General features: G+C 66.7%; 15 protein-coding genes (1 of these 15 only partly in view). 4 read left to right on the top strand and 11 right to left on the bottom strand.

What is annotated here, in order from left to right; all coding sequences use genetic code 11:
• Window positions 1-1493: 1493 nt before the first annotated feature.
• On the top strand, window positions 1494-3215 hold the full coding sequence (locus tag AWC07_RS14375) for a DEAD/DEAH box helicase (protein WP_036416080.1): 1722 nt from the start codon (window positions 1494-1496) through the stop codon (window positions 3213-3215).
• Between the two features lie 12 nt (window positions 3216-3227).
• Here AWC07_RS14375 and AWC07_RS14370 read toward each other — a convergent pair whose 3' ends face one another.
• The 11 genes from AWC07_RS14370 to sepIVA all read right to left on the bottom strand — a co-directional run bounded on the left by AWC07_RS14370 (window position 3228) and on the right by sepIVA (window position 16388).
• On the bottom strand, window positions 3228-5675 hold the full coding sequence (locus AWC07_RS14370; protein ID WP_051508110.1) for a [protein-PII] uridylyltransferase: 2448 nt from the start codon (window positions 5673-5675) through the stop codon (window positions 3228-3230).
• A gap of 57 nt (window positions 5676-5732) precedes the next feature.
• Window positions 5733-6071, bottom strand: a complete 339-nt coding sequence (gene glnB / locus AWC07_RS14365; protein WP_036416082.1) for a nitrogen regulatory protein P-II — start codon at window positions 6069-6071, stop codon at window positions 5733-5735.
• Complete coding sequence (locus AWC07_RS14360) at window positions 6068-7501, bottom strand: ammonium transporter (RefSeq protein WP_139829702.1); 1434 nt, start codon at window positions 7499-7501, stop codon at window positions 6068-6070. Before AWC07_RS14360 ends, glnB begins: the two co-directional genes overlap by 4 nt.
• Before the next feature lie 142 nt (window positions 7502-7643).
• Window positions 7644-8945 carry a signal recognition particle-docking protein FtsY gene (gene ftsY, locus AWC07_RS14355; protein ID WP_036419660.1) on the bottom strand — a complete coding sequence of 434 codons (1302 nt, stop codon included), beginning with the start codon at window positions 8943-8945 and terminating at the stop codon, window positions 7644-7646.
• 57 nt (window positions 8946-9002) lie between these two features.
• Window positions 9003-12617 carry a chromosome segregation protein SMC gene (gene smc / locus AWC07_RS14350; RefSeq protein WP_036419658.1) on the bottom strand — a complete coding sequence of 1205 codons (3615 nt, stop codon included), beginning with the start codon at window positions 12615-12617 and terminating at the stop codon, window positions 9003-9005.
• Window positions 12618-12628: 11 nt separating this feature from the next.
• Window positions 12629-12910, bottom strand: coding sequence for an acylphosphatase (locus AWC07_RS14345; RefSeq protein WP_036419655.1), 282 nt, complete (start codon window positions 12908-12910; stop codon window positions 12629-12631).
• Window positions 12897-13310 carry an OsmC family protein gene (locus AWC07_RS14340; RefSeq protein WP_036419653.1) on the bottom strand — a complete coding sequence of 138 codons (414 nt, stop codon included), beginning with the start codon at window positions 13308-13310 and terminating at the stop codon, window positions 12897-12899. The genes AWC07_RS14345 and AWC07_RS14340 overlap by 14 nt, the downstream gene beginning before the upstream one ends.
• Window positions 13311-13372: 62 nt before the next feature.
• Entirely contained in the window at window positions 13373-14233 is an 861-nt protein-coding gene (gene mutM, locus AWC07_RS14335) for a DNA-formamidopyrimidine glycosylase (RefSeq protein ID WP_036419651.1), read from the bottom strand.
• Window positions 14234-14959 carry a ribonuclease III gene (rnc, locus tag AWC07_RS14330; protein ID WP_036419650.1) on the bottom strand — a complete coding sequence of 242 codons (726 nt, stop codon included), beginning with the start codon at window positions 14957-14959 and terminating at the stop codon, window positions 14234-14236.
• The gene (locus AWC07_RS14325; protein ID WP_051508273.1) at window positions 14956-15549 is read right to left on the bottom strand and encodes a YceD family protein; all 594 of its coding nucleotides are present in this window, start codon (window positions 15547-15549) and stop codon (window positions 14956-14958) included. Before AWC07_RS14325 ends, rnc begins: the two co-directional genes overlap by 4 nt.
• Window positions 15550-15650: 101 nt before the next feature.
• The gene (gene sepIVA / locus AWC07_RS14320; protein WP_036419666.1) at window positions 15651-16388 is read right to left on the bottom strand and encodes a cell division protein SepIVA; all 738 of its coding nucleotides are present in this window, start codon (window positions 16386-16388) and stop codon (window positions 15651-15653) included.
• Window positions 16389-16711: 323 nt separating this feature from the next.
• Here sepIVA and AWC07_RS14315 point away from each other — a divergent pair, with 323 nt between their 5' ends.
• From AWC07_RS14315 to AWC07_RS14305, 3 genes are all read left to right on the top strand, one after another.
• Complete coding sequence (locus AWC07_RS14315; RefSeq protein WP_051508272.1) at window positions 16712-17443, top strand: thioesterase II family protein; 732 nt, start codon at window positions 16712-16714, stop codon at window positions 17441-17443.
• 667 nt (window positions 17444-18110) lie between these two features.
• Window positions 18111-19862, top strand: coding sequence for a long-chain-fatty-acid--AMP ligase FAAL26/FadD26 (gene fadD26 / locus AWC07_RS14310; RefSeq protein WP_036419648.1), 1752 nt, complete (start codon window positions 18111-18113; stop codon window positions 19860-19862).
• A protein-coding gene (locus tag AWC07_RS14305; RefSeq protein ID WP_085105114.1) for a type I polyketide synthase crosses the window boundary here: on the top strand, window positions 19859-20375 show its beginning. The gene runs 5036 nt beyond the window's last position; 517 of the gene's 5553 nt are visible here — the first part of the coding sequence; its start codon is at window positions 19859-19861; its stop codon lies off the right edge, out of view. Before fadD26 ends, AWC07_RS14305 begins: the two co-directional genes overlap by 4 nt.

The raw sequence follows: 20375 nt of genomic DNA, 5'->3' as shown, positions 1-20375 counted from the left end.
GGCGGACTTCCTTTACCTCAGCAATATCATCCGCACCATTACGGTGGGGCAAGCACACTTTGGGCGTAGCGTACAACGGCCTATCGAAATTTGGGAAGGCTTTGCTATTTACTTTTTCGCGAAGATTTAAGCCGCCATCGATGCTGTTGGGTCACACGGACCAGGTGACGGATACATGGCGGCGACAGCAAACTCCGGTGCGTGCCGACCGCAGTGAGCTGATCACTGTGATGACAACGAACTGCCCTTTGTCACAAGACCTTTCGGGTGTTACCTGTGTGGGATCACCATGTGCTTCTCCGACCTACACTTTATTGCGCAACAGCATATGTCGACTGCGGTACGGACGTGGGCACTTTGTTAACATCAATGACAACGACCACCAGTCATAAAGGGCCCATCATGCAATGTAAAGTACTTTTACGGCGCTCATTAAAGCTGAACGCTTGTACTATTTCTCTACGTACGGCGCTCTACTTGACATCGTCCCGTAGCTCGTAAATACGCCAGAATTAGTTGTTAGCTACTAGCCGGGCTATCAAGCCTAGTCGGGCGACAATACTGGCCTCACCATCGAGCCCCGTGGAGAGCGCCAGCCCCGCGAAGCGGGGCGCAGCAGCTCACCACCATCGAGTCCCGCGCCGCGATATCTAAAACACCGCGGCGACACGCGCGAGCAGATCGCGGTGACGTAAATCTCGGTGAGCGCGTCCGGCCCAATCGAGGTGGCCGAGCTCAGCCGGGCGGCTCAGGAAAGAAGCGCTCTGGTCCGGCCGTCGTTGCGCGAGCCAACTCCCAGCCTTTCCTGCGGGATGTGAATCGCTCTTTGGGCATTTCTTATCCCCGACAACGACGGAGCCTTCAGCGCCGTCGCTGGGTAACCAAACGCCAAGCGTGGCCCCGTCGAGGCCAGCAGGTAAAACTCACGATGCCGTAGGGGCATCCCCAGCGGTTCGCTGCGGGTTAGTCCCAAAGGCTCGGGACTGCTGCCGTCGGGGTGATTAACGCGGAATCCGCGGCGGCCGGCGGTATCGCCCCGACGGCAACGGCCGCGACGACCGCCGCGACGGACAACGCGCGCATCATGGAGGCCGATTTTCGCCGGTTATTCGTCTTCGCACCAGGATCTTCGGACGGGGCCCGGGTGCCCGGCAACCGTACGCCCGCCAACCTTCACACCGACACACGCTTCACAGATGTGGAAGCGAAATCTCTCACCAGCGCAGCGGTCGGCCCGAGGAACACGGCGAGCTGATCCGGAAGTGACACCATGTCGCGACTGCACCGAAAAGCGTTGCCATGCTAGATTTCACACTCGCCGCCCAGCCGCATTGACCCGACCCGGAAGACTTTCGTCGCGCCCGCCGGTGTGCCGACAACGGCTCCCCGCGTGTTGTGCCGCAACATGCCACCACGTCGGGTGGGCGTGCGGAGCCATGTGACGGCGTGAACGTGAACCACCACGCGCGGGTGAGCATCGGGGGGAGTGTTCGATGCAGCAGGTCAGTCACTCCGACGGCGAAAGCAGTCGGCCGTTGCGGGGCTGGCAGCGCCGGGCAATCGTGAAGTACCTGGCCGCCGAGCCGCGGGATTTTCTGGCCGTGGCCACCCCCGGATCGGGCAAGACGACGTTCGCCCTGCGGATCGCGGCCGAATTGCTGAGCCATCGGGCGGTGGAGCAGCTCACCGTCGTGGTGCCCACCGAACATCTGAAGATCCAGTGGGCACGGGCCGCGGGACGGCACGGGCTGGCCCTGGATCCCAGGTTCACCAACTCCAACCCCCGGACCTCATCGGAGTACCACGGCGTCGTCGTCACCTACGCCCAGGTCGCTGCACATCCGACGCTGCACCGGGTGCGCACCGAACAACGCAAGACCCTGGTCGTTTTCGACGAGATCCACCACGGCGGCGACGCCAAGACCTGGGGCGACGCCATCCGGGAAGCGTTCGGCGACGCCACGCGCCGTCTCGGCCTGACGGGCACACCGTTCCGCAGTGACGACAGCCCTATCCCGTTCGTCAGCTACGCGCCCGACGCTGATGGCGTGCTACGTTCGCAAGCCGACCACACCTACGGCTATGCCGAAGCCCTTGCCGACGGCGTGGTCCGGCCGGTGGTGTTCCTTGCCTACTCCGGGCAGGCGCGCTGGCGCGACGGCGCCGGCGACGAGCATGAGGCGCGCCTGGGTGAGCCGTTGTCGGCCGAGCAGACCGCACGGGCCTGGCGCACGGCGCTGGACCCTGCCGGCGAGTGGATGCCGGCGGTCATCATGGCCGCCGATCAGCGGCTGCGTCAGCTGCGCGCCCAGGTGCCCGACGCCGGCGGCATGATCATCGCCTCGGACCGGACGGCGGCCCGAGCCTATGCCGGGTTGCTGACCAAGCTGACGTCCGAAGCGCCCACCGTCGTCTTGTCCGACGATCCCGGATCCTCTTCCCGCATTGCGGAATTCGCCTCCAACACCAGCCGGTGGCTGGTCGCCGTGCGGATGGTTTCCGAAGGTGTCGACGTGCCTCGCCTGTCGGTGGGCATCTATGCCACCGGCGCCTCGACGCCGCTGTTCTTCGCGCAGGCGGTTGGCCGGTTCGTGCGGTCACGTCGACCCGGCGAAACCGCGAGCATCTTCTTGCCGTCGGTTCCCAGCCTGCTGCAGCTGGCCAGCGAGCTGGAGGCCCAGCGCAACCACGTGCTGGGCAAGCCGCACCGGGAATCCGGCGACGATCCGCTCACCGGTGATCCCGCCACCAGGAAACAAACCGAACCGGGCGAAGCCGGCTTCACCGCACTGGGAGCCGACGCCGAATTGGATCAGGTCATCTTCGACGGATCGTCGTTCGGCACCGCCACTCCGGCGGGAAGCGACGAGGAGGCCGACTACCTCGGCATCCCCGGGCTGCTCGACGCGGAGCAGATGCGCGCCCTGCTGCACCGCCGCCAGGACGAGCAGCTGAAAAAGCGCGCCCGGCTTCAGCACGGGGCCTCGCCATCAGTCCCCGCCCAGCCAACCACCACCCACGGCCAACTCCGCGAGCTGCGCCGCGAGCTCAACAGCCTGGTGGCGATAGCTCATCACCGCACCGGCCGGCCGCACGGCTGGATCCACAACGAACTTCGCCGCCGCTGCGGCGGCCCGCCGATCGCCGCGGCAACCCGCGAGCAGCTCAAGGCGCGCATCGACACCTTGCGCCAGTTGAACTCCGAGCGGGCTTGACCGGGGGGCGGGTCAATCGCCGACGGGCTCGTCGACCAGCACGTCGGCGGGGGTACCCAGCACCGCCGACAGCTGCTGCTCGACCGCGGCGGGTATGTCGGACTCTCCGGGAACCGTCACGCAGAAAACGTCGGCCGCGGTCGACCCGAACGTGTTGACCTTGGCCCACCGGATATCTGCGCCCGCGCGCTCCAGAGCGTGCGCGAGCAGCGCGAGCAATCCCGGTCTGTCCATGGCACGAACCTCCAGGATCAGCTGACGGGAGCTGGCAGATTCCAGCCACAGGATGCGCGGCGGCGCGGCCGAACGCGTGACCGGCACTCCGGCCACCACTTCACCGGCTCGCTCGGATGCGAAACTGCTGGCCTCGCTGTCCCGCTTTTCCACCATGGCCAGGACGTCGACGTCGCCGCCGAGGGCACCGACGAACTGCTGGCGCAACAGTTCGGCCGCCGGCGGCGAACCGAACAGCGGGGACACCACGAATTCAGTGATCGCAACGCCGTCGTGGCTGTTGACCGCCGCCGAATGGACGCCCAGCGAATTCAGCGCCAGCACGGCAGCGGCTTTGGAGACCAATCCCGGCTGGTCCGGGGCGACCATCACCACCTGGTACATCCGCGCGCTGTCACCGGGCGCGATCTCCACGTGCACGCCGTGATCGGTGGCCAGCGAAAGATAGTGCGGGGCAAGGGGCTTCGCCTGCGGCAGGGCCTCACCAGCCATCACCATCCGGCAGCGTGACACCAGTTTGTCGACCAGCGACGCCTTCCAGTCGCTCCACACCCCCGGGCCGGTGGCCTTCGAGTCGGCTTCCGTCAAAGCGTGGAGCACCTCGAGTAATTGCGGGTCCCCGCCCAGGGCCTCGGACACACCCTCGATGGTCTTCGGGTCGTTCAAGTCGCTGCGGGTGGCTACGACGGGTAGCAGCAGGTGATGACGGACCAGCTTCGAGAGCACATCGACGTCCGTGGACGGCAGACCCAGCCGCTCGCCGATCTGCATGACCATTTCGGATCCGAGGACACTGTGGTCGGCGCCCCTGCCCTTCCCGATGTCGTGCAGCAGTGCACCAAGCGCCAGCAAATCGGGTCGAGCCACTCGGGTGGCCAGCGGCGCGGCATGGATGGCGGTCTCGATCACATGACGGTCCACGGTCCATTTGTGGGCAACATCGCGGGGCGGGAGGTCGCGAATACTGCCCCATTCCGGCAACAATCGGCCCCACAACCCGGTGCGGTCGAGCGCTTCGATAGTCCCCACCGCGGTGGGGCCGGCCAGCAGCACCACCAGCAGGTCGTCCAATACCTCACGCGGCCAGGGCGTCGGCAGCTCCGGAGTGCAGGTGGCCAGTCGGCTCAAGGTCGCGGCGCCGATGGGCAGTCCGGTGTCGGCCGCGGCGGCGGCCACTCGCAGCGTCAGTCCGGCATCGCGTTCGGGTTGAGCGTCACGGGCGAGCACGATTTCGCTGGCGTACTCGACGACGCCCTCGTCCAGCGGTCGCCGCTTCGGCCGGTGCCGTAATGCCGAGATGCCCCGCCGCGGCAACGCGTTGGCGGCGGTGCGCAGCCCGGTTTCGGATTGGTAGGCGATGGTGCGGCCGGCGCCGGACAGCATCCGGGCCAGGTCGAAGCGGTCGCCGAAATGCAGGGCCGCGCTGATGTCGTCGGCGTGCTGGGCCAGCAGCAGATCGTGTCCGCGGCCCGATACCCGGTGCAGTTCGGTGCGCACGTTGAGCAGCGTGAGGTAGGCGTCGTCCAGCGAACCTACCGGCAGGCCCGGAGCGGCCATGCCGTGGCGGTCGATGAGCTGGGCTATCGCCAGCGCGTTGAGCAACTGCACGTCGCGAAGGCCACCGCGACCCGATTTGAGGTCGGGTTCGGCGCGGTGGGCGATGCGGCCGTAACGCAACCAACGGTCGTGCGTTATTTCGACGAGTTCGTCCATGCGCGAACGTATTCCGCTGCGCCATTGCCGGCGCACGCCTTCGATCAACCCGTCCGAAAGGCGCTTGTCACCGGCAATGTGACGGGCTTCCAGCATGCCCAGGGCGGCCACCAGGTCGGAATTGGCCACACCCAGCGCGTCGGGAACCGTACGCACACTGTGGTCGAGCCGAATGTTGGCGTCCCACAACGGGTACCACAGCTTGTCGGCGACCTCCCCCAGCATCTCGGCAGGCTTGCCGTCGTGCACCAGCAGCAGGTCCAGGTCGGAATGGGGCAGCAGCTCGCGTCGGCCGAGTCCGCCGACCCCGACGATCGCGAAGCCGCTGTCGTCGGTGACCCCGATTTCTGCGGCCTTGGCGGTCAGCCAGGACTCGTGCAGCTCCAGCCAGGCCTGCCGCAGCTCCGCAGGATGCGGTGCGCGCTGGTCGTCGGACAGCAACTGGCGCCGCGCGGCGACCAAATCGCTTGCCGGGCAGGCAGTTCCGAATTGGTCGCGCTGGTCGGGTGTCATCCCGGGCCGGGCCGGCGCCAGCCCGTCCCAAATCGGTTCAGCAACGCACGGCGACCCTCACAGCGCGTCGGACCCGCGTTCACCGGTGCGTACCCGCACGATGGTGTCCACGGGGCTGACCCACACCTTGCCGTCGCCGATCTTGCCGGTGCGCGCCGCCCGGACGATGCTGTCGACGACCTTGTCGACAATGGAATCGTCGACGACGACTTCCACCCGGACCTTGGGCACGAAATCGACGGAGTATTCGGCGCCCCGGTAGACCTCGGTGTGGCCCTTCTGCCGGCCGTAGCCCTGGATCTCGCTGACGGTCATCCCCAGGACTCCAGCGTCCTCGAGGCTGGCCTTGACGTCGTCGAGGGTGAACGGCTTGACGATCGCGGTGATCAGCTTCATCTCGGCTCCGCCTCCACTTTCTCGCTCACTCGCTCTTCCTGGCCGTTAGGCGAACCCAGCGCCGGGCCTGGACGGGGAAGAACCGAACCGCTGGTGACCGCGAAATCATAGCCGCTCTCGGCGTGCTCAGCCTCGTCGATGCCCGCATATTCTGCCTCCGCACCCAGCCGCAGTCCGATGGTGTACTTCAGGATAAGAGCCAAGATAAGCGTGACGACGCCAGAGTAGACCAGAACGCTGAACGCGCCGACCGCTTGCCGTTCCAACTGGGCGAACCCGCCGCCGTAGAGTAACCCCTTCGACACCCCGGCCACGCCGTTGATGGCCACGCTCTCGGGCGCGGCCAGCAGACCGATCAGCAACGTGCCCACCAGACCGCCGACCAGGTGTACCCCGACAACGTCCAGCGAGTCGTCGAAGCCCAGCTTGAATTTCAGGCCGACTGCCAGCGCACACAGCACACCGGCCACCGAACCGACCACCAATGCGCCCAGAACGTTGACCGACGAGCAGGACGGGGTGATGGCGACCAGTCCGGCGACGATGCCCGAGGCCGCGCCCAGCGTCGTGGCCTTGCCGTCGCGGATGCGTTCGGTCAGCAGCCAGCCCAGCATGGCCGCGGCGGTCGCGGCGGTGGTGGCGATGAATGTCGACCCGGCGGCGCCGTTGGAGCTGGTCGCCGACCCGGCGTTGAATCCGTACCAGCCGAACCACAGCAGCCCGGCCCCGAGCATCACGAACGGCAGGTTGTGCGGCCGGAACAGCGTCGTGGGCCAGCCCTTGCGCTTGCCCAGCACGATCGCCAGCATCAGGCCGGCCACACCGGCGTTGATATGGACCGCGGTGCCGCCGGCGAAGTCGATGGCGTGGAGCTTGTTGGCGATCCAGCCGCCGTGTGCGGAGGCGAACTTGTCGAACGCGAAAACCCAGTGCGCCACCGGAAAGTAGACGAACGTCGCCCAGAGCCCGGCGAACGCCAGCCAGGCACCGAACTTGAGCCGGTCAGCGACCGCACCCGAAATCAAGGCCACTGTGATGATCGCGAACATCAGCTGGAATGCGACGAACACGGTGGCCGGCAGGGTGCCGGCCAGCGGAATATTCACCGCCGCGGTTTGCGTCGCGGGATCGGCGGCCACCGCGTTGCCACCGATCAGGCCTTTCAGGCCCCAGTATTCGGTCGGGTTGCCGGCAATGTTGCCGACGTCGTTGCCGAAGGCCATCGAGTAGCCGTAGAGCACCCACAGCACGGTGACGACGCCCATCGCACTGACGCTCATCATGAGCATGTTCAGCACGCTCTTGGCGCGCACCATGCCGCCGTAAAAGAAAGCCAGGCCGGGCGTCATCAACAGCACGAGCGCGGAACTCGCCAGCATCCAGGCCGTATCGCCGGTGTTGGGAACACCCATGATCGGGAATTGGTCCACTCGCTATCACCTCCAGTCAGCGTTGGGAGGGCCCCAGGACTATGACTGGCGACCTGATCCAGAACCATGCGCAGTAGTTGTTGCGGCGATGGTGCGGTGATGTTTCGTGAGGATTAACGTAAAACTTGCTGTGTAAGAGCTGCTAGCCGAGCAGGGCGTCGACGAAGGCGGCCGGTTCGAACGGCGCCAGGTCGTCGGGGCCTTCGCCGAGCCCGACCAGCTTGACCGGCACGCCAAGCTCCTGTTGGACGCGGAAGACGATGCCACCCTTGGCCGTTCCGTCCAGTTTGGTGAGCACCACGCCGGTGATGTCGACGACTTCGGCGAAAACCCTGGCCTGCGCCAGTCCGTTCTGCCCGATCGTGGCGTCGAGCACCAGCAGCACCTCATCAACAGCAGCGCGGCGGGTGACCACGCGCTTGACCTTGCCGAGTTCGTCCATCAACCCGACCTTGGTGTGCAGCCGGCCGGCGGTGTCGATGAGCACGACGTCGGCACCGTGGGCGATGCCCTTGTCGACGGCATCGAAGGCCACCGATGCCGGGTCGGCGCCTTCGGCCCCACGCACCACCTCCGCACCCACCCGGGCCGCCCAGGTCTGCAGTTGATCGGCCGCCGCGGCCCGGAAGGTGTCGGCCGCGCCGAGCACGACGCGCCGGCCGTCGGCCACCAGCACCCGCGCCAACTTACCAACGGTGGTGGTCTTGCCGGTGCCGTTGACACCCACGACCAGCAGCACCGAAGGATGGTCGGCGTGCGGCAGCGCCCGGATCGAGCGGTCCATGGCCGGCTGCAGTTCTTTGACGAGGACGTCCCGTAGTACGGCCCGGGCATCGGCCTCGGAACTCACATTGGCGCTGGCCAGCCGGCTGCGCAGCTGCGACACCAGCGACGCCGTGACCACCGGGCCCAGATCGGCGACCAGCAAGGTGTCCTCGACGTCTTGCCAGGAGTCCTCGTCCAGGTCACCGCCGCCGAGCAAACCCAGCATGCTGCGCCCGAAGGCGTTCTGCGACTTGGCGAGCCGCCCGCGCAGCCGCTCCAACCGCCCTTCCGGCGGCTCGATGGCCTCAACTTCCGGCGCTGCGGGCGGCGCAAGGGTCGCCGGTTCGGGCTCAACTTCGGGCTCGACTTCGGGGAGATGGACATCGGAGATGGTGCGTTTGACCGCGTCGCGCGGGACGGTCGCATCGTCGCCGACTGCGGGCAGTCCGCTCGTGTCGATCCGATCGGCCGGTTCGACCGTCTCGACAGCCGACGGCGTCTGGCTAAAGATGATGCCGGACGACGCGGTGTAGCCACCCGAACGGTCGATTACGCCCGGTGTCGGCTGGGTCGACAGGCGGATTCGGCGACGGCGGTAGCGCACCAGGCCGATGACCAGCGCGGCGATGACGACCAGGGTGGCGACGACCGCAATGGCGATCCACAGACCTTCCGACACACTGACATCCTTCCAGGGGCATACCGGGGCGCCCGGACCCTACGCTACGGATCACCGTCAAGAAGAATTGGCGACCAGCTCATCGAGCTGCTGACCCCGCATTCGCTGCGAGATCACGGCGGTGATGCCATCACCTTGCATGGTCACGCCGTAGAGGGCATCCGCGACTTCCATCGTCGGCTTCTGGTGCGTGATGATGATGAGCTGAGAACGGTCGCGCAGTTGTTCGAACAGGCCGAGTAGCCGGCGCAGGTTGGTGTCGTCCAGGGCGGCCTCCACCTCGTCCATGATGTAGAACGGCGACGGTCGGGCCCGGAAGATCGCCACCAGCATCGCGACCGCGGTCAGCGCCTTCTCGCCACCCGATAGCAACGACAGCCGGGTGACCTTCTTGCCCGGCGGACGGGCTTCCACCTCGATGCCGGTGGTCAGCATGTCGTCGGGCGCAGTCAGGCGCAGCCGGCCTTCGCCGCCGGGGAAGAGCGAGCCGAACACGGCCCGGAATTCGCGTTCCACGTCGACGAACGCGTCGCTGAAAACCTGCAGGATGCGGGCGTCGACGTCGGCGACGACGTCAAGCAGGTCCTTGCGGGCGGCCTTGACGTCCTCGAGTTGGGTGGACAGGAAGTTGTAGCGCTCCTCCAGCGCCGCGAACTCCTCGAGGGCCAGCGGATTGACCCTGCCGAGTTCGGCCAGGTCACGCTCGGCGCGTTTGGCCCGACGCTCCTGGGTAGCGCGGTCGAACGGCATCGGCGCGGGCGCTACCACCTGCTCCCCGCGTTCGCGGGCCTGCTCGAACTCGGCCATCTCCAGCTCCGTGGGCGGCAGCGGAACCTCGGGACCATACTCGGCGATCAAGTCGGCCGGCGCCATCCCGAACTGCTCTAGCACCAGGTGTTCGAGCTGCTCGATCCGCATTGCCGCCTGGGCATCTGCCACCTCGTCGCGGTGCAGCGAATCGGTCAGCTTGGCCACTCGCGCACTCAAGGTGTTGGTCTCTTCGCGAACCGCCGCCATGGCCGCCGACCGCTCCCGGCGTTCGGCGGCGAGCTCGTCACGCAGTTGCGACGCCGCGTCGACCACTCGGTTCAACCGCGACGCCAACAGTCGCCCGGACTCGGCGACGGCCGCCGCCACCGTAGCCGAGCGCTGTCGCGCTTCCAGCGCCTGCTGGGCCCGCAGCCGCGCCTCCCGTTCGGCCGCAGCGGCGCGGCGCAGCGAATCTGCCTTTCCCCGAACGGCATTGGCGCGTTCCTCGGCGGTCCGCACCGCCAATCGCGCCTCCACTTCAACGGCTCGCGCACTTTCGGTCGCGGCCGCGATCGCCTGCCTGGCTTCGGCCGTGCTGGGCTCGGCCGCCTGCACGTGTTGGGTCTGTTGGGCGTTGCGCAGCCTGGTCTCGAGCTCAACGACCTCCTCGAGCGCCTGCGCCCGCCCGGCTTCCAGTTCCTCGCGCTGCCGCAGCAGCCTGGTCCACTCTTCCTCGGCCGCACGCGCGTCCTGACCGAGCCGGCCCAGCTGCTCGTAGGTCGCCGAAATGGTGGCGTCGGATTCGTTGAGCGCGGCCAACGCCTGGTCAGCCGAGTCCTGGCGAGCCGCTTGTTCGGTCAGTGCGCCGGACAGCACCGCACTCAGGTGAGCCACCTGCGCCTCGGCCGCGGCCAGCTCGCTGCCGGCCTTGTCGATCTCGGAGGTGATCTCCAGCGTGCTGGGCTTGCGGTCGGACCCGCCGCTCACCCAGCCGGCTCCGACCAGATCGCCGTCCAGGGTGACGGCTCGCAGCTGAGGCCGAACTGCCACCAGATCCAGCGCTTCGGCCAGGTCGTTGACCACCGCGACGCCCGCAAGCATCGCGGTGATCGCCCCGCGCAATCGCGGCGGCGCCTCGATCAGATCCAGTGCCCACCGCGCGCCGCCAGGTAGCTCCGGGGCCGGGTGGTCCGGAGCCGGCCAGTCACTCAACACCAGCGCCGCCCGGCCGCCGTCGGCTTGTTTGAGCGCGCTGACCGCGGCGCGGGCGGCGCCGAGGCCGTCGACGGCCAGCGCGTCGGCGGCTGCTCCCAGCACCGCTGCCAGCGCGGCCTCATAGCCCGGGCGGACCTTGACGAGCTGGGCGATCGGCCCGAGAACACCCGCCCCGCCGTGGTTGCGGGCAAGCCAGGCCGCGCCGTCCTTGCGGTCCAGCCCCACCGAGAGGGCGTCGATGCGGGCCCGCAGCGACGCCACCCGGCGTTCGGCGTCGCGCTCGGCCACCTGGAGTTCGGCCACGCGCTGGTCGGCGAGCCGCAACGCGGCCACCGTCCGCTCGTGCTGCTCGTCCAGGCCGACCTCGCCCTGGTCCAATTCGCCGACGCGGTTCTGCACGGCTTCGAATTCCGCGCGAGCCTGCTGAGCACGCGCGGCGGCCTCTTCGATCCGTTCGGACAGCCGCGCAACGCTGTCGTCGATCGACTCCACGCGTGCCCGCATGGTCTCCACCTGCCCGGCCAGCCGCGCCAGGCCCTCGCGCCGGTCGGCCTCGGCGCGAACTGCCGCCAGATGGGCGCGGTCGGCCTCGGCCGCTTGACGCTCCCGCTCGGCCAGCTCGGCGCGGGCGGCATCCAGCCGGGTGCGCGCGGCGGCCAGCTCCGCCACCAACCGCCGTTCGGCGGCGGCCACCTGCTCGGCCTCGGCTTCCAGCTCCTCGGGTTTTCCGGGGTCGGCGTCGGCGCTGGTCAACGGCTCGACGTCGAGATGCTGAGCGCGCTCCTTGGCGATGCGTACCGTCGCGCCCACCCGTTCGGCCAGGGCCGACAGGCCGAACCAGGTGTGCTGTACCGTCTCGGCCCGTTGGGAGAGCTCGGTCAGCGCGGCCTCGTGTGCGGCCAGCTCCTCGGCGGCCACCGACAGCCGCGCGGCGGCCTCGTCATGTTCGCGGCGCATCGCGTTCTCGGCGTCCAAGATCGCTGCGCGCTCGGCGCGCCGGCCGACCAGGTCGTCGGCGGCCAGCCGCAGCCGGGCGTCGCGCAGGTCGGCCTGGATGGTCGCCGCACGCCGGGCGACTTCGGCTTGGCGGCCCAGCGGCTTGAGCTGGCGCCGCAGCTCGGTGGTCAAGTCGGTGAGCCGCGCCAGGTTCGCCGCCATCGCGTCCAGTTTGCGCAGCGCCTTCTCTTTGCGCTTGCGATGTTTGAGCACGCCCGCGGCTTCTTCGATGAAGGCCCGGCGCTCCTCGGGCCGCGACTGCAGGATCTCGTCGAGCTTGCCCTGCCCGACGATCACATGCATCTCGCGGCCGATGCCGGAGTCGCTCAACAGCTCCTGCACGTCCATCAAACGGCAACTGCTGCCGTTGATTTCGTATTCGCTGGCGCCGTCGCGGAACATCCGCCGGGTGATCGACACCTCGGTGTACTCGATCGGCAGCGCGTTGTCGGAGTTGTCGATGGTGACGGTGACTTCGGCCCGGCCCAGCGGGGCCCGCGACGAGGTGCCGGCGAAGATGACGTCCTCCATCTTCCCGCCGCGCAGCGTCTTCGCGCCCTGCTCCCCCATCACCCACGCCAGCGCGTCGACGACGTTGGACTTGCCGGAGCCGTTGGGCCCGACGACGACGGTGATGCCCGGCTCGAACCGCAGAGTCGTCGCCGCGGCGAAGGATTTGAAGCCCTTCAGCGTCAGACTCTTGAGGTACACGAGCAGCCAGATTACCGCTCGCTGAACCCGGCGATCCGCTCCGACGCCTCCGACCAGTCGGCGACCACCTTGTCAACGCGCCCGGGGGTGGCGCCGCCCCGCAGCAGCCGCAGCAACTGCTCCCCCGACTCACGCGGCCCCTGGGCGACCACCAGCACGCGGCCGTCGGCCTGGTTGGCCACGTAACCGGTCAGGCCAAGCTCCAGCGCCCGGCAGCGGGTCCACCAGCGGAAACCGACGCCCTGGATCCGGCCGTGCACCCAGGCGGTCAGCCGCACGTCAGGAACCGACATCGGCGACCTCGACGTTGACGGTGGTACCCGACTTCAAGGTGCGCCCGACGGTGCATGCCAGGTCGATGGCCCGGTCGACGACCAACAACACGCGCTCCTTCTCCTCGGCAGCCAGTCCCGACAGGTCGAGCTCAAGGATTTCCTCGAGCAGCGGGTAGCGCTCCTGGTCGCGATCGGCCGCACCCGATACCTTGATCACCGCCTGGTAGTCGTCGCCGAGGCGACGGGCCAGCGGCTGATCACTGGACATGCCGCTGCACGCGGCGAGCGCGATCTTCATCAGCTCACCGGGGGTGAACACCCCGTCGACGTCTTCGGAGCCCACGAGCACCAGCGCGCCGCGCGAGCTGTATCCCGTATAGCGGCGAGTGCCCGTGCGTTCTACCCACAGTTCCGTCATGGCTTCTTTGTACCGGTTCGTGCCGGGGCGTCCTCGCGCCGAGTGACGCCGACCTCGATACGCTAACGCCGCGGCCGCGGCTGGCATCGCGGACAGTAGAACGACGAGCGGTTCATGAACTTTTCGCGGCGAATCACCGCACCGCAGCGCCGGCAGTTCTGGCCGTTGCGGCCGTAGGCGTCCAGCGATCGGTCGAAATAGCCCGACTCGCCGTTGACGTTGACGTACAGCGAATCGAACGACGTCCCGCCCTTGGCCAGCGCTTCGCGCATCACGTCGTCGGCGGCATCCAGCACGGCGCGCAGCTGCCGGCGGGTCAAGGTGGCGGCGATCCGGGCGCCATTCAGCCGGGCCCGCCACAGCGCTTCGTCGGCGTAGATGTTGCCGATTCCGGAGACCACCTGTTGGTCCAGCAGCTGGCGCTTGAGTTCAGAATGCTTGCGCTGCAAGACCTTCACAACGGCAGCGGCATCGAAGCGGGGGTCGAGCGGGTCGCGCGCCAGGTGGGTGAGCGGCGCCGGAACCACACTGCCGTCCACGGTTACCAGATCGGCAAGCAGCCATCCGCCGAAGGTGCGCTGGTCGGCAAAGCTCAGCACGGTTCCGTCGTCGAGCAGGGCGGAGATCCGGACGTGGTCGGAGCGCGGGACTGCCCCCAGCAACATCTGTCCGCTCATGCCCAGGTGCACCACGAGTGCGCTGTCGGGGTTACCCGGGCTATCCAGCGTCAACCACAAGTACTTGCCGCGCCGGTCGGTTCCGGTGATTCGCGCGCCCAGCAGCCGCGCCGTCAGGTCGGCGGGTCCGGCCTGGTGGCGGCGTACCGCCCGGGGGTGATGAACCCGAACCGCGGTCATCGTCTTGCCCGCCACATGGGCCGCTAAGCCACGCCGCACCACCTCGACCTCAGGTAGTTCGGGCATCTAGAGCGAAGGTTTCCCGGCGGGGTCCAGCACGTCCAAAGCCTCGAGTGTCTTATAGGCGGCTGACGCGGCTTTCTGCTCGGCTTCTTTCTTGGAGCGACCCATACCCGACCCGTACTCGGCGTCCATCACGACGACCACCGCGGTGAACTCCTTGTCGTGGTCCGGGCCGGTGGAGGTGACCAGGTAGGACGGGGTGCCCAGCCCGCGCGCCGCGGTCAGCTCCTGCAAGCTGGTCTTCCAGTCCAGCCCGGCACCCAGCGTCGCCGCCGCGTCCAGCAATGGTCCGAACAACTTCAGGATCACCTTGCGCGATACCTCGATACCGTGCTGCAGGTAGATCGCGCCCAGCAGCGATTCCATCCCGTCAGCCAGAATGCTGGACTTGTCGGCTCCACCGGTGTTGGCCTCGCCGCGGCCCAGCAGCATGTGCACACCGAGGCCGTTGTCCGACAGGTTGCGCGCGACGTCGGCCAGCGCTTGGGTATTGACCACGCTGGCCCGCAGTTTGGCCAGGTCGCCTTCGGAACGGTCGGGGTGGCGGTGGTAGAGCTCGTCGGTGATGGTCAGCCCGAGGACGGCGTCGCCGAGAAACTCCAGCCGCTCGTTGGTCGGTAGCCCGCCGTTCTCGTAGGCATAGCTGCGGTGCGTCAACGCCAGCGACAGCAGTTCATCGGAGAGGTCGACACCGAGCGCGTCGAGCAGACTCTGCCGTGACGCCGTCACCGCTCACCTCGATCCGCGGCATCGGGGCGTTGCGCCGTGACGATATCGGCCAGCTTCGCCCACCTGGGGTCGATCTGGTCGTGGTGATGGTCGGGGTCGGTGTCCAGCACGACACCGCACTGCGGGCATAACCCGGGGCAGTCGGGCCGGCAGACCGGGGAAAACGGCAGTTCCAGGCCGACCGCGTCGATGATCGACTGCTCGAGATCGATCTTCTCGTCGACGACGTGCCCGACCTCGTCCTCCTCGGTGGTGGCCGCGGTGGTGCTGCCGGGATAAGCGAAAAGTTCGGTCAGGGCAACCTGTACCCGGCCCTGAATCGCGGTCAGGCAGCGGGAGCACTCCCCGGTCGTGGGGGCGGTAACAGTCCCGGTGACCAACACTCCCTCCGATACCGACTCCACGCGCAGGTCCAGGGCCAACGGGGCACCTCGCTGGATGGCAATCAGCTCCACGCCGATGCGGGTGGGGCTGTCCACGGTGTCCTGCACGGTGAACATGGCCCCGGGGCGACGCCCCAGCCGAGCGATGTCAATCGCCAGCGGCGCGGTCAGACGCCCGTGGGCTGTCCGGCTGTGCTGCCTCGCCATAGGAGAGATCCTACGGCGCGCGCCGGGCTCTGGCGGGAATCCACCGCCTGTCGCGCCGAACCCCACCCCCCGCGGCGGACCCTGCTGCGGCGGGAACTCGACTAGCGCGTTGCGTAGTCGTGCGTGCCGGCAGCGGTGCGAAGCTGATGGCGGCCTCGTCCGACGGAGCGCAGTGTGCCGTTGAGCATTTCTTCGAATTCGGCAAGCTTGGTGTCCACATAGACGTCGCATTCGCCGCGCAGCCGGTCGGACTCGGCGTGCGCCGTGTCGATGAGGCGGGTGGCCTCCGCAGTGGCCGCCTGCACGACCTCGTTCTGCGACACCAGGCGCTGCTGTTCCTTGATGCCCTCTTGCACCGCCTTCTCGTAGGAGATGTTGCCGCTTTCGATCAGTCGATCGCATTCGGACTTGGCCCGGCTGATGCTGGCCTCGTACTCCCGTTTGGCTGAGGCGGCAATGCGCATCGCCTCCTCCCGGGCGTCCGCGACCATCCGCTCACTGTGCTGACGCGCTTCACCCACCATTCGATCGGCCTGGGATTTCGCATCGGACAGAATCCGGTCCGCCTCCGCGCGGGCATGGTTCAGCATCGAGTCCGCCTCGGTGGTCGCCGCGGAAACCATCGAGTCGGCATGCGCTTTTGCGTCGTGCAGCATCGAATCACGGGCGTCGAGCACGTCCTGCGCGTCATCGAGTTCGCCGGGGATCGCGTCCTTGATGTCGTCGATCAGCTCGAGCACGTCGCCGCGTGGTACCACGCAGCCCGCGGTCATCGGCACGCCGCGGGCTTCTTCGACAATTGCGCTCAATTCGTCGAGCGCTTCAAAGACTCGGTACACGACCATATCCTCCCGGCATCCCTGCATGACTTTGTTGTTACCAGTGTGCCTGTTGTTATCCCTGTGACGCCGGTGGTGACGTCGGTGTGTCGGCCTGTTTCCCGGCTTCAGCCGACACCGCGGGCGCCCGCCGATCCCCCGACGCAGCCCGGGCTGGCACGGTTTCCGTGCGCGACGGCCGCGATGTCATCGCTACCTCGGTGCCGTCGGTCATACGGGTTCCCGGCGCCGCCGTTGGTCGAGGTTGGGTGAGGTTGGGTGAGGTTGGGTGACGTTAACCGACGTCGATGTGCACGTTCGGTGGGCCACGGTAGGGTGGCGCCGTGCACGCCCGCTCGAACGACGGCAAAAACCCTACGCTGTATATCTTCCCGCATGCCGGTGGAACCGCAAAAGACTATGTCGCATTCTCTCGCGAGTTTTCCGGTGGCCTGAAGCGAATAGCTGTCCAGTACCCGGGACAGAACGACCGGTCGGGCCTGCCGCCGCTGGAAAGCATTCCTGGCCTCGCCGACGAGGTGTTCGCGATGATGAAGCCGACCGCCCCGATCGGCGATCCGGTCATCTTCTTCGGTCATAGCATGGGCGGAATGCTGGCCTTCGAAGTGGCATTGAGGTTTCAATCAGCCGGTTACCGCATCCTCGCACTGTTTGTGTCGGCCACGTCGGCACCGGGCCATATCAGATACAAACAACTCCAGGGTTTCTCGGATAACGAGATGCTGGATTTGGTAGCCCGGGCCACCGGCACTAATCCGGATTTCTTTGCCGATGAAGAATTTCGGGTGGGTGTGCTACCAACATTGAGAGCCGTCCGCGCCATTGCGGGTTATACCTGTCCGCCCGAGACAAAACTATCGTGCCCAATTTATGCATACATCGGGGACAAGGATTGGATTACGACCCGAGAAGACATGGAGCCGTGGCGTGACCGAACGACGGGCGAATTCGCGATCCGTGTCTTCCCAGGGGATCATTTCTATCTCAACAACAATTTGCCAGAGCTCGTAGGAGACATCGAGGACCGCGCACTCCAACAGCTCCACAAAGCTTAGCTGCGACAAACCTGGCCGGCACCGTACGCGCCAGCGGTGTCATTCCTGGCGCCTTGTTGCCGAAGTTCGCCCCCGCTCGGCGCCGGAGCCGGCCCGGATGCCGCGTCGCCGGCGTATGCCGACCCCCGGGCCGGCCGGCCGACCGACCGCCGCGCGCCCGCTGGCGCATCACACCGGGGCAAGGCTGTGAACTTTGTCACAACGAGACGCCGGTCCCAAAGTGCTGGCACCTGCGTGCCAGAATCGAGATACCAACTCTCACTGCACTAGTCATCTGTCACTGATGTACCAAATGTCACATCTACCACCCCAGCTCACGGCGGACTCCCTGGTACAAAGGCTTAATACAGGTCGGAACGGTGCGATAGCAGGCGGTAGCATTGGCGGTCGCTGTGGGGAAAGTGTGGATTTTCCAAATACTGCCCGTACCCGTCCCGAGAGGTGGTTACCTTACGTAGACCGACTAGTCGTATGGGGAACGGGGTCATTCCGGGGGCGGTCAGCATGGGCACGCCGGTGTGCTTCGACGGCAAAAGCTGCCTCCTCGTCATAGCGGACTAGTCAGCTCAGACCAGCGGGTTCCACGATGCTGGTCAGTCGCACTGTGCCAGTGATTCACAGGTGCAGCACACAATCAAAACCGACAAGCCGATGGGAGTTAAGTGCGATGCCGGTGATCGACTCTTCTGTCCCTGCTTTGCTGAAGCAGCGGGCGGATCAGCACGCTGACACCACTGCGTATACATTCATCGACTACGGATTGGATCCGAAGGGGTTCGCTGAGACTTTGACGTGGTCGCAGGTGTACGGCCGTGCCTGCACCATCGCTGAAGAGCTCAAATTGTATGGGTCACCGGGTGATCGCGTGGCTATTCTGGCGCCGCAGGGTCTGGAATATGTCATTGCATTTCTCGGCGCCCTGCAGGCCGGATTTATCGCAGTTCCGCTCTCCACGCCGCAATATGGTATTCATGACGATCGCGTGTCCGCGGTATTGCGTGACGCCAACCCGGTCGCGATTCTGACGACGTCGTCGGTCGTCGCCGACGTCACGAAATACGCGAACGCGCACGACGGACGGCCCGCGCCGTTCGTCATCGAGGTCGATCTGCTTGATCTGGACTCGCAACGTCAGCTCGCGACGCCACCGCAGCTGTCGACCGGGGCGGCTTACCTGCAATACACCTCCGGTTCGACTCGCACGCCGGCCGGTGTCATCGTGTCGCACAAGAATGTCATCGCCAACGTGACACAGAGCCTCTATGGCTATTTCGGCGGTCCCGAAATGCCGATCGACGCGGTGCTGCTGTCGTGGCTGCCCTTGTTTCATGACATGGGCCTGATTCTTGGAATATGCGCGCCACTGGTCGCGGGCCGAAGCGCGGTCTTAATCAGTCCGATGTCGTTCTTGCGCCGGCCGGCCCGCTGGATGCAATTGCTTGCCACCACCGGAAGCTGCTTCTCCGCGGCACCGAATTTCGCCTTTGAATTGGCTGTGCGGCGGACATCCGACGAGGACATGGAAGGGCTCGACCTCGGCAATGTGGTCGGAATCGTCAGCGGCAGCGAGCGCATCCACGTGGCCACCGTGAAGCGCTTCACCGAGCGTTTTGCCCGCTACAACCTCAGCCCCACGGCCGTGCGACCCTCCTACGGGCTCGCCGAAGCGACCCTCTACGTGGCGGCTCCCGAGCCGGGCACCGCGCCCAGGACCGTTCGTTTCGACTACGGACAGCTGACCGCCGGGCAGGCCAGGCGCAGCCGAACCGACGGGCCGGTCGGCACCGAACTCATCAGTTACGGTTCGCCGGACCCGTCGGCGGTGCGCATCGTCGACCCCGAGACCAAGATCGAAAACCCGCCGGGGACGGTCGGCGAGATCTGGCTGCACGGTGACCACGTCGCGTTGGGATATTGGCGCAAACCGGAGCAGACCACGCGCACGTTCAACGCCAAGTTGGTCGATCCCGCCCCGGGGGCGCCCGAGGGACCGTGGTTGCGGACCGGAGACCTGGGCGTCATCTCCGAGGGCGAACTGTTCATCATGGGCCGCATCAAAGACTTGCTGATCGTCGACGGCCGCAACCACTACCCCGACGACATCGAGGCGACGATCCAGGAGATCACCGGTGGCCGCGTCGCGGCGATATCCGTCCCGGACGACATCACCGAGCAACTGGTCGCAATCATCGAGCTGAAGCGGCGCGGAGCGTCGGCCGAAGAGGCCATGCGCAAGCTGCGTTCGGTCAAGCGCGATGTCACCTTTGCGATCTCGAGGTCCCACAGCTTGCGCGTGGCCGACCTGGTTCTGGTCTCCCCCGGCTCGATTCCGATCACCACCAGCGGCAAGATCCGCCGTTCGGCCTGCGTCGAAAGGTATCGCCGCGACGGCTTCAAACGCCTGGACGTGAGCGCATGACGGCGAGTATCAATGACGAAGCCGACCTTCGCCATTGGCTCGTCGACTACTTGGTGACCAATATCGGCTGTACCCCCGATGAGGTCGATCCCAATCTGTCGCTGGCCGATCTGGGCGTGAGTTCGCGTGACGCGGTGGTGCTGTCCGGAGAGTTGACCGAGTTATTAGGCAAAACCGTATCCCCGATCGACTTCTGGGAACACCCGACGATCAACGCCCTGGCCGCATATCTCACCGCGCCCGAGCCCGATTCCGAGTCCGACGCGGCGCTCAAGCGCCCCGGTCGAAGCTCGCTGGAAGAGCCGATCGCCGTGATCGGCATGGGGTGCCGGTTTCCCGGGGGGATCACCGGCCCAGATGCGTTGTGGGAGTTTCTTTGTGACCGCCGTTCGGCGATCGGGAAGGTCCCCGACGAACGGTGGGAACAGTTCGACGACGGCTCGCCGGAAGTGCGGGCACTGCTGGACCGCACCACGCGGTGGGGCTCATTCCTGCCCGACATCGACGCATTCG

The organism is Mycobacterium gastri, from assembly GCF_002102175.1.
GTDB classification, from domain to species: domain Bacteria; phylum Actinomycetota; class Actinomycetes; order Mycobacteriales; family Mycobacteriaceae; genus Mycobacterium; species Mycobacterium gastri.
This window is presented reverse-complemented; position numbering and strand designations above follow the sequence as displayed.

Coding starts and splice junctions, on each gene's coding strand:
- AWC07_RS14375 (WP_036416080.1), top strand. CDS start 1,494: ATGCAGCAGGTCAGTCACTCCGACGGCGAAAGCAGTCGGCCGTTGCGG.
- AWC07_RS14370 (WP_051508110.1), bottom strand. CDS start 5,675: ATGACACCCGACCAGCGCGACCAATTCGGAACTGCCTGCCCGGCAAGC.
- glnB (WP_036416082.1), bottom strand. CDS start 6,071: ATGAAGCTGATCACCGCGATCGTCAAGCCGTTCACCCTCGACGACGTC.
- AWC07_RS14345 (WP_036419655.1), bottom strand. CDS start 12,910: ATGTCGGTTCCTGACGTGCGGCTGACCGCCTGGGTGCACGGCCGGATC.
- AWC07_RS14340 (WP_036419653.1), bottom strand. CDS start 13,310: ATGACGGAACTGTGGGTAGAACGCACGGGCACTCGCCGCTATACGGGA.
- mutM (WP_036419651.1), bottom strand. CDS start 14,233: ATGCCCGAACTACCTGAGGTCGAGGTGGTGCGGCGTGGCTTAGCGGCC.
- AWC07_RS14325 (WP_051508273.1), bottom strand. CDS start 15,549: ATGGCGAGGCAGCACAGCCGGACAGCCCACGGGCGTCTGACCGCGCCG.
- fadD26 (WP_036419648.1), top strand. CDS start 18,111: ATGCCGGTGATCGACTCTTCTGTCCCTGCTTTGCTGAAGCAGCGGGCG.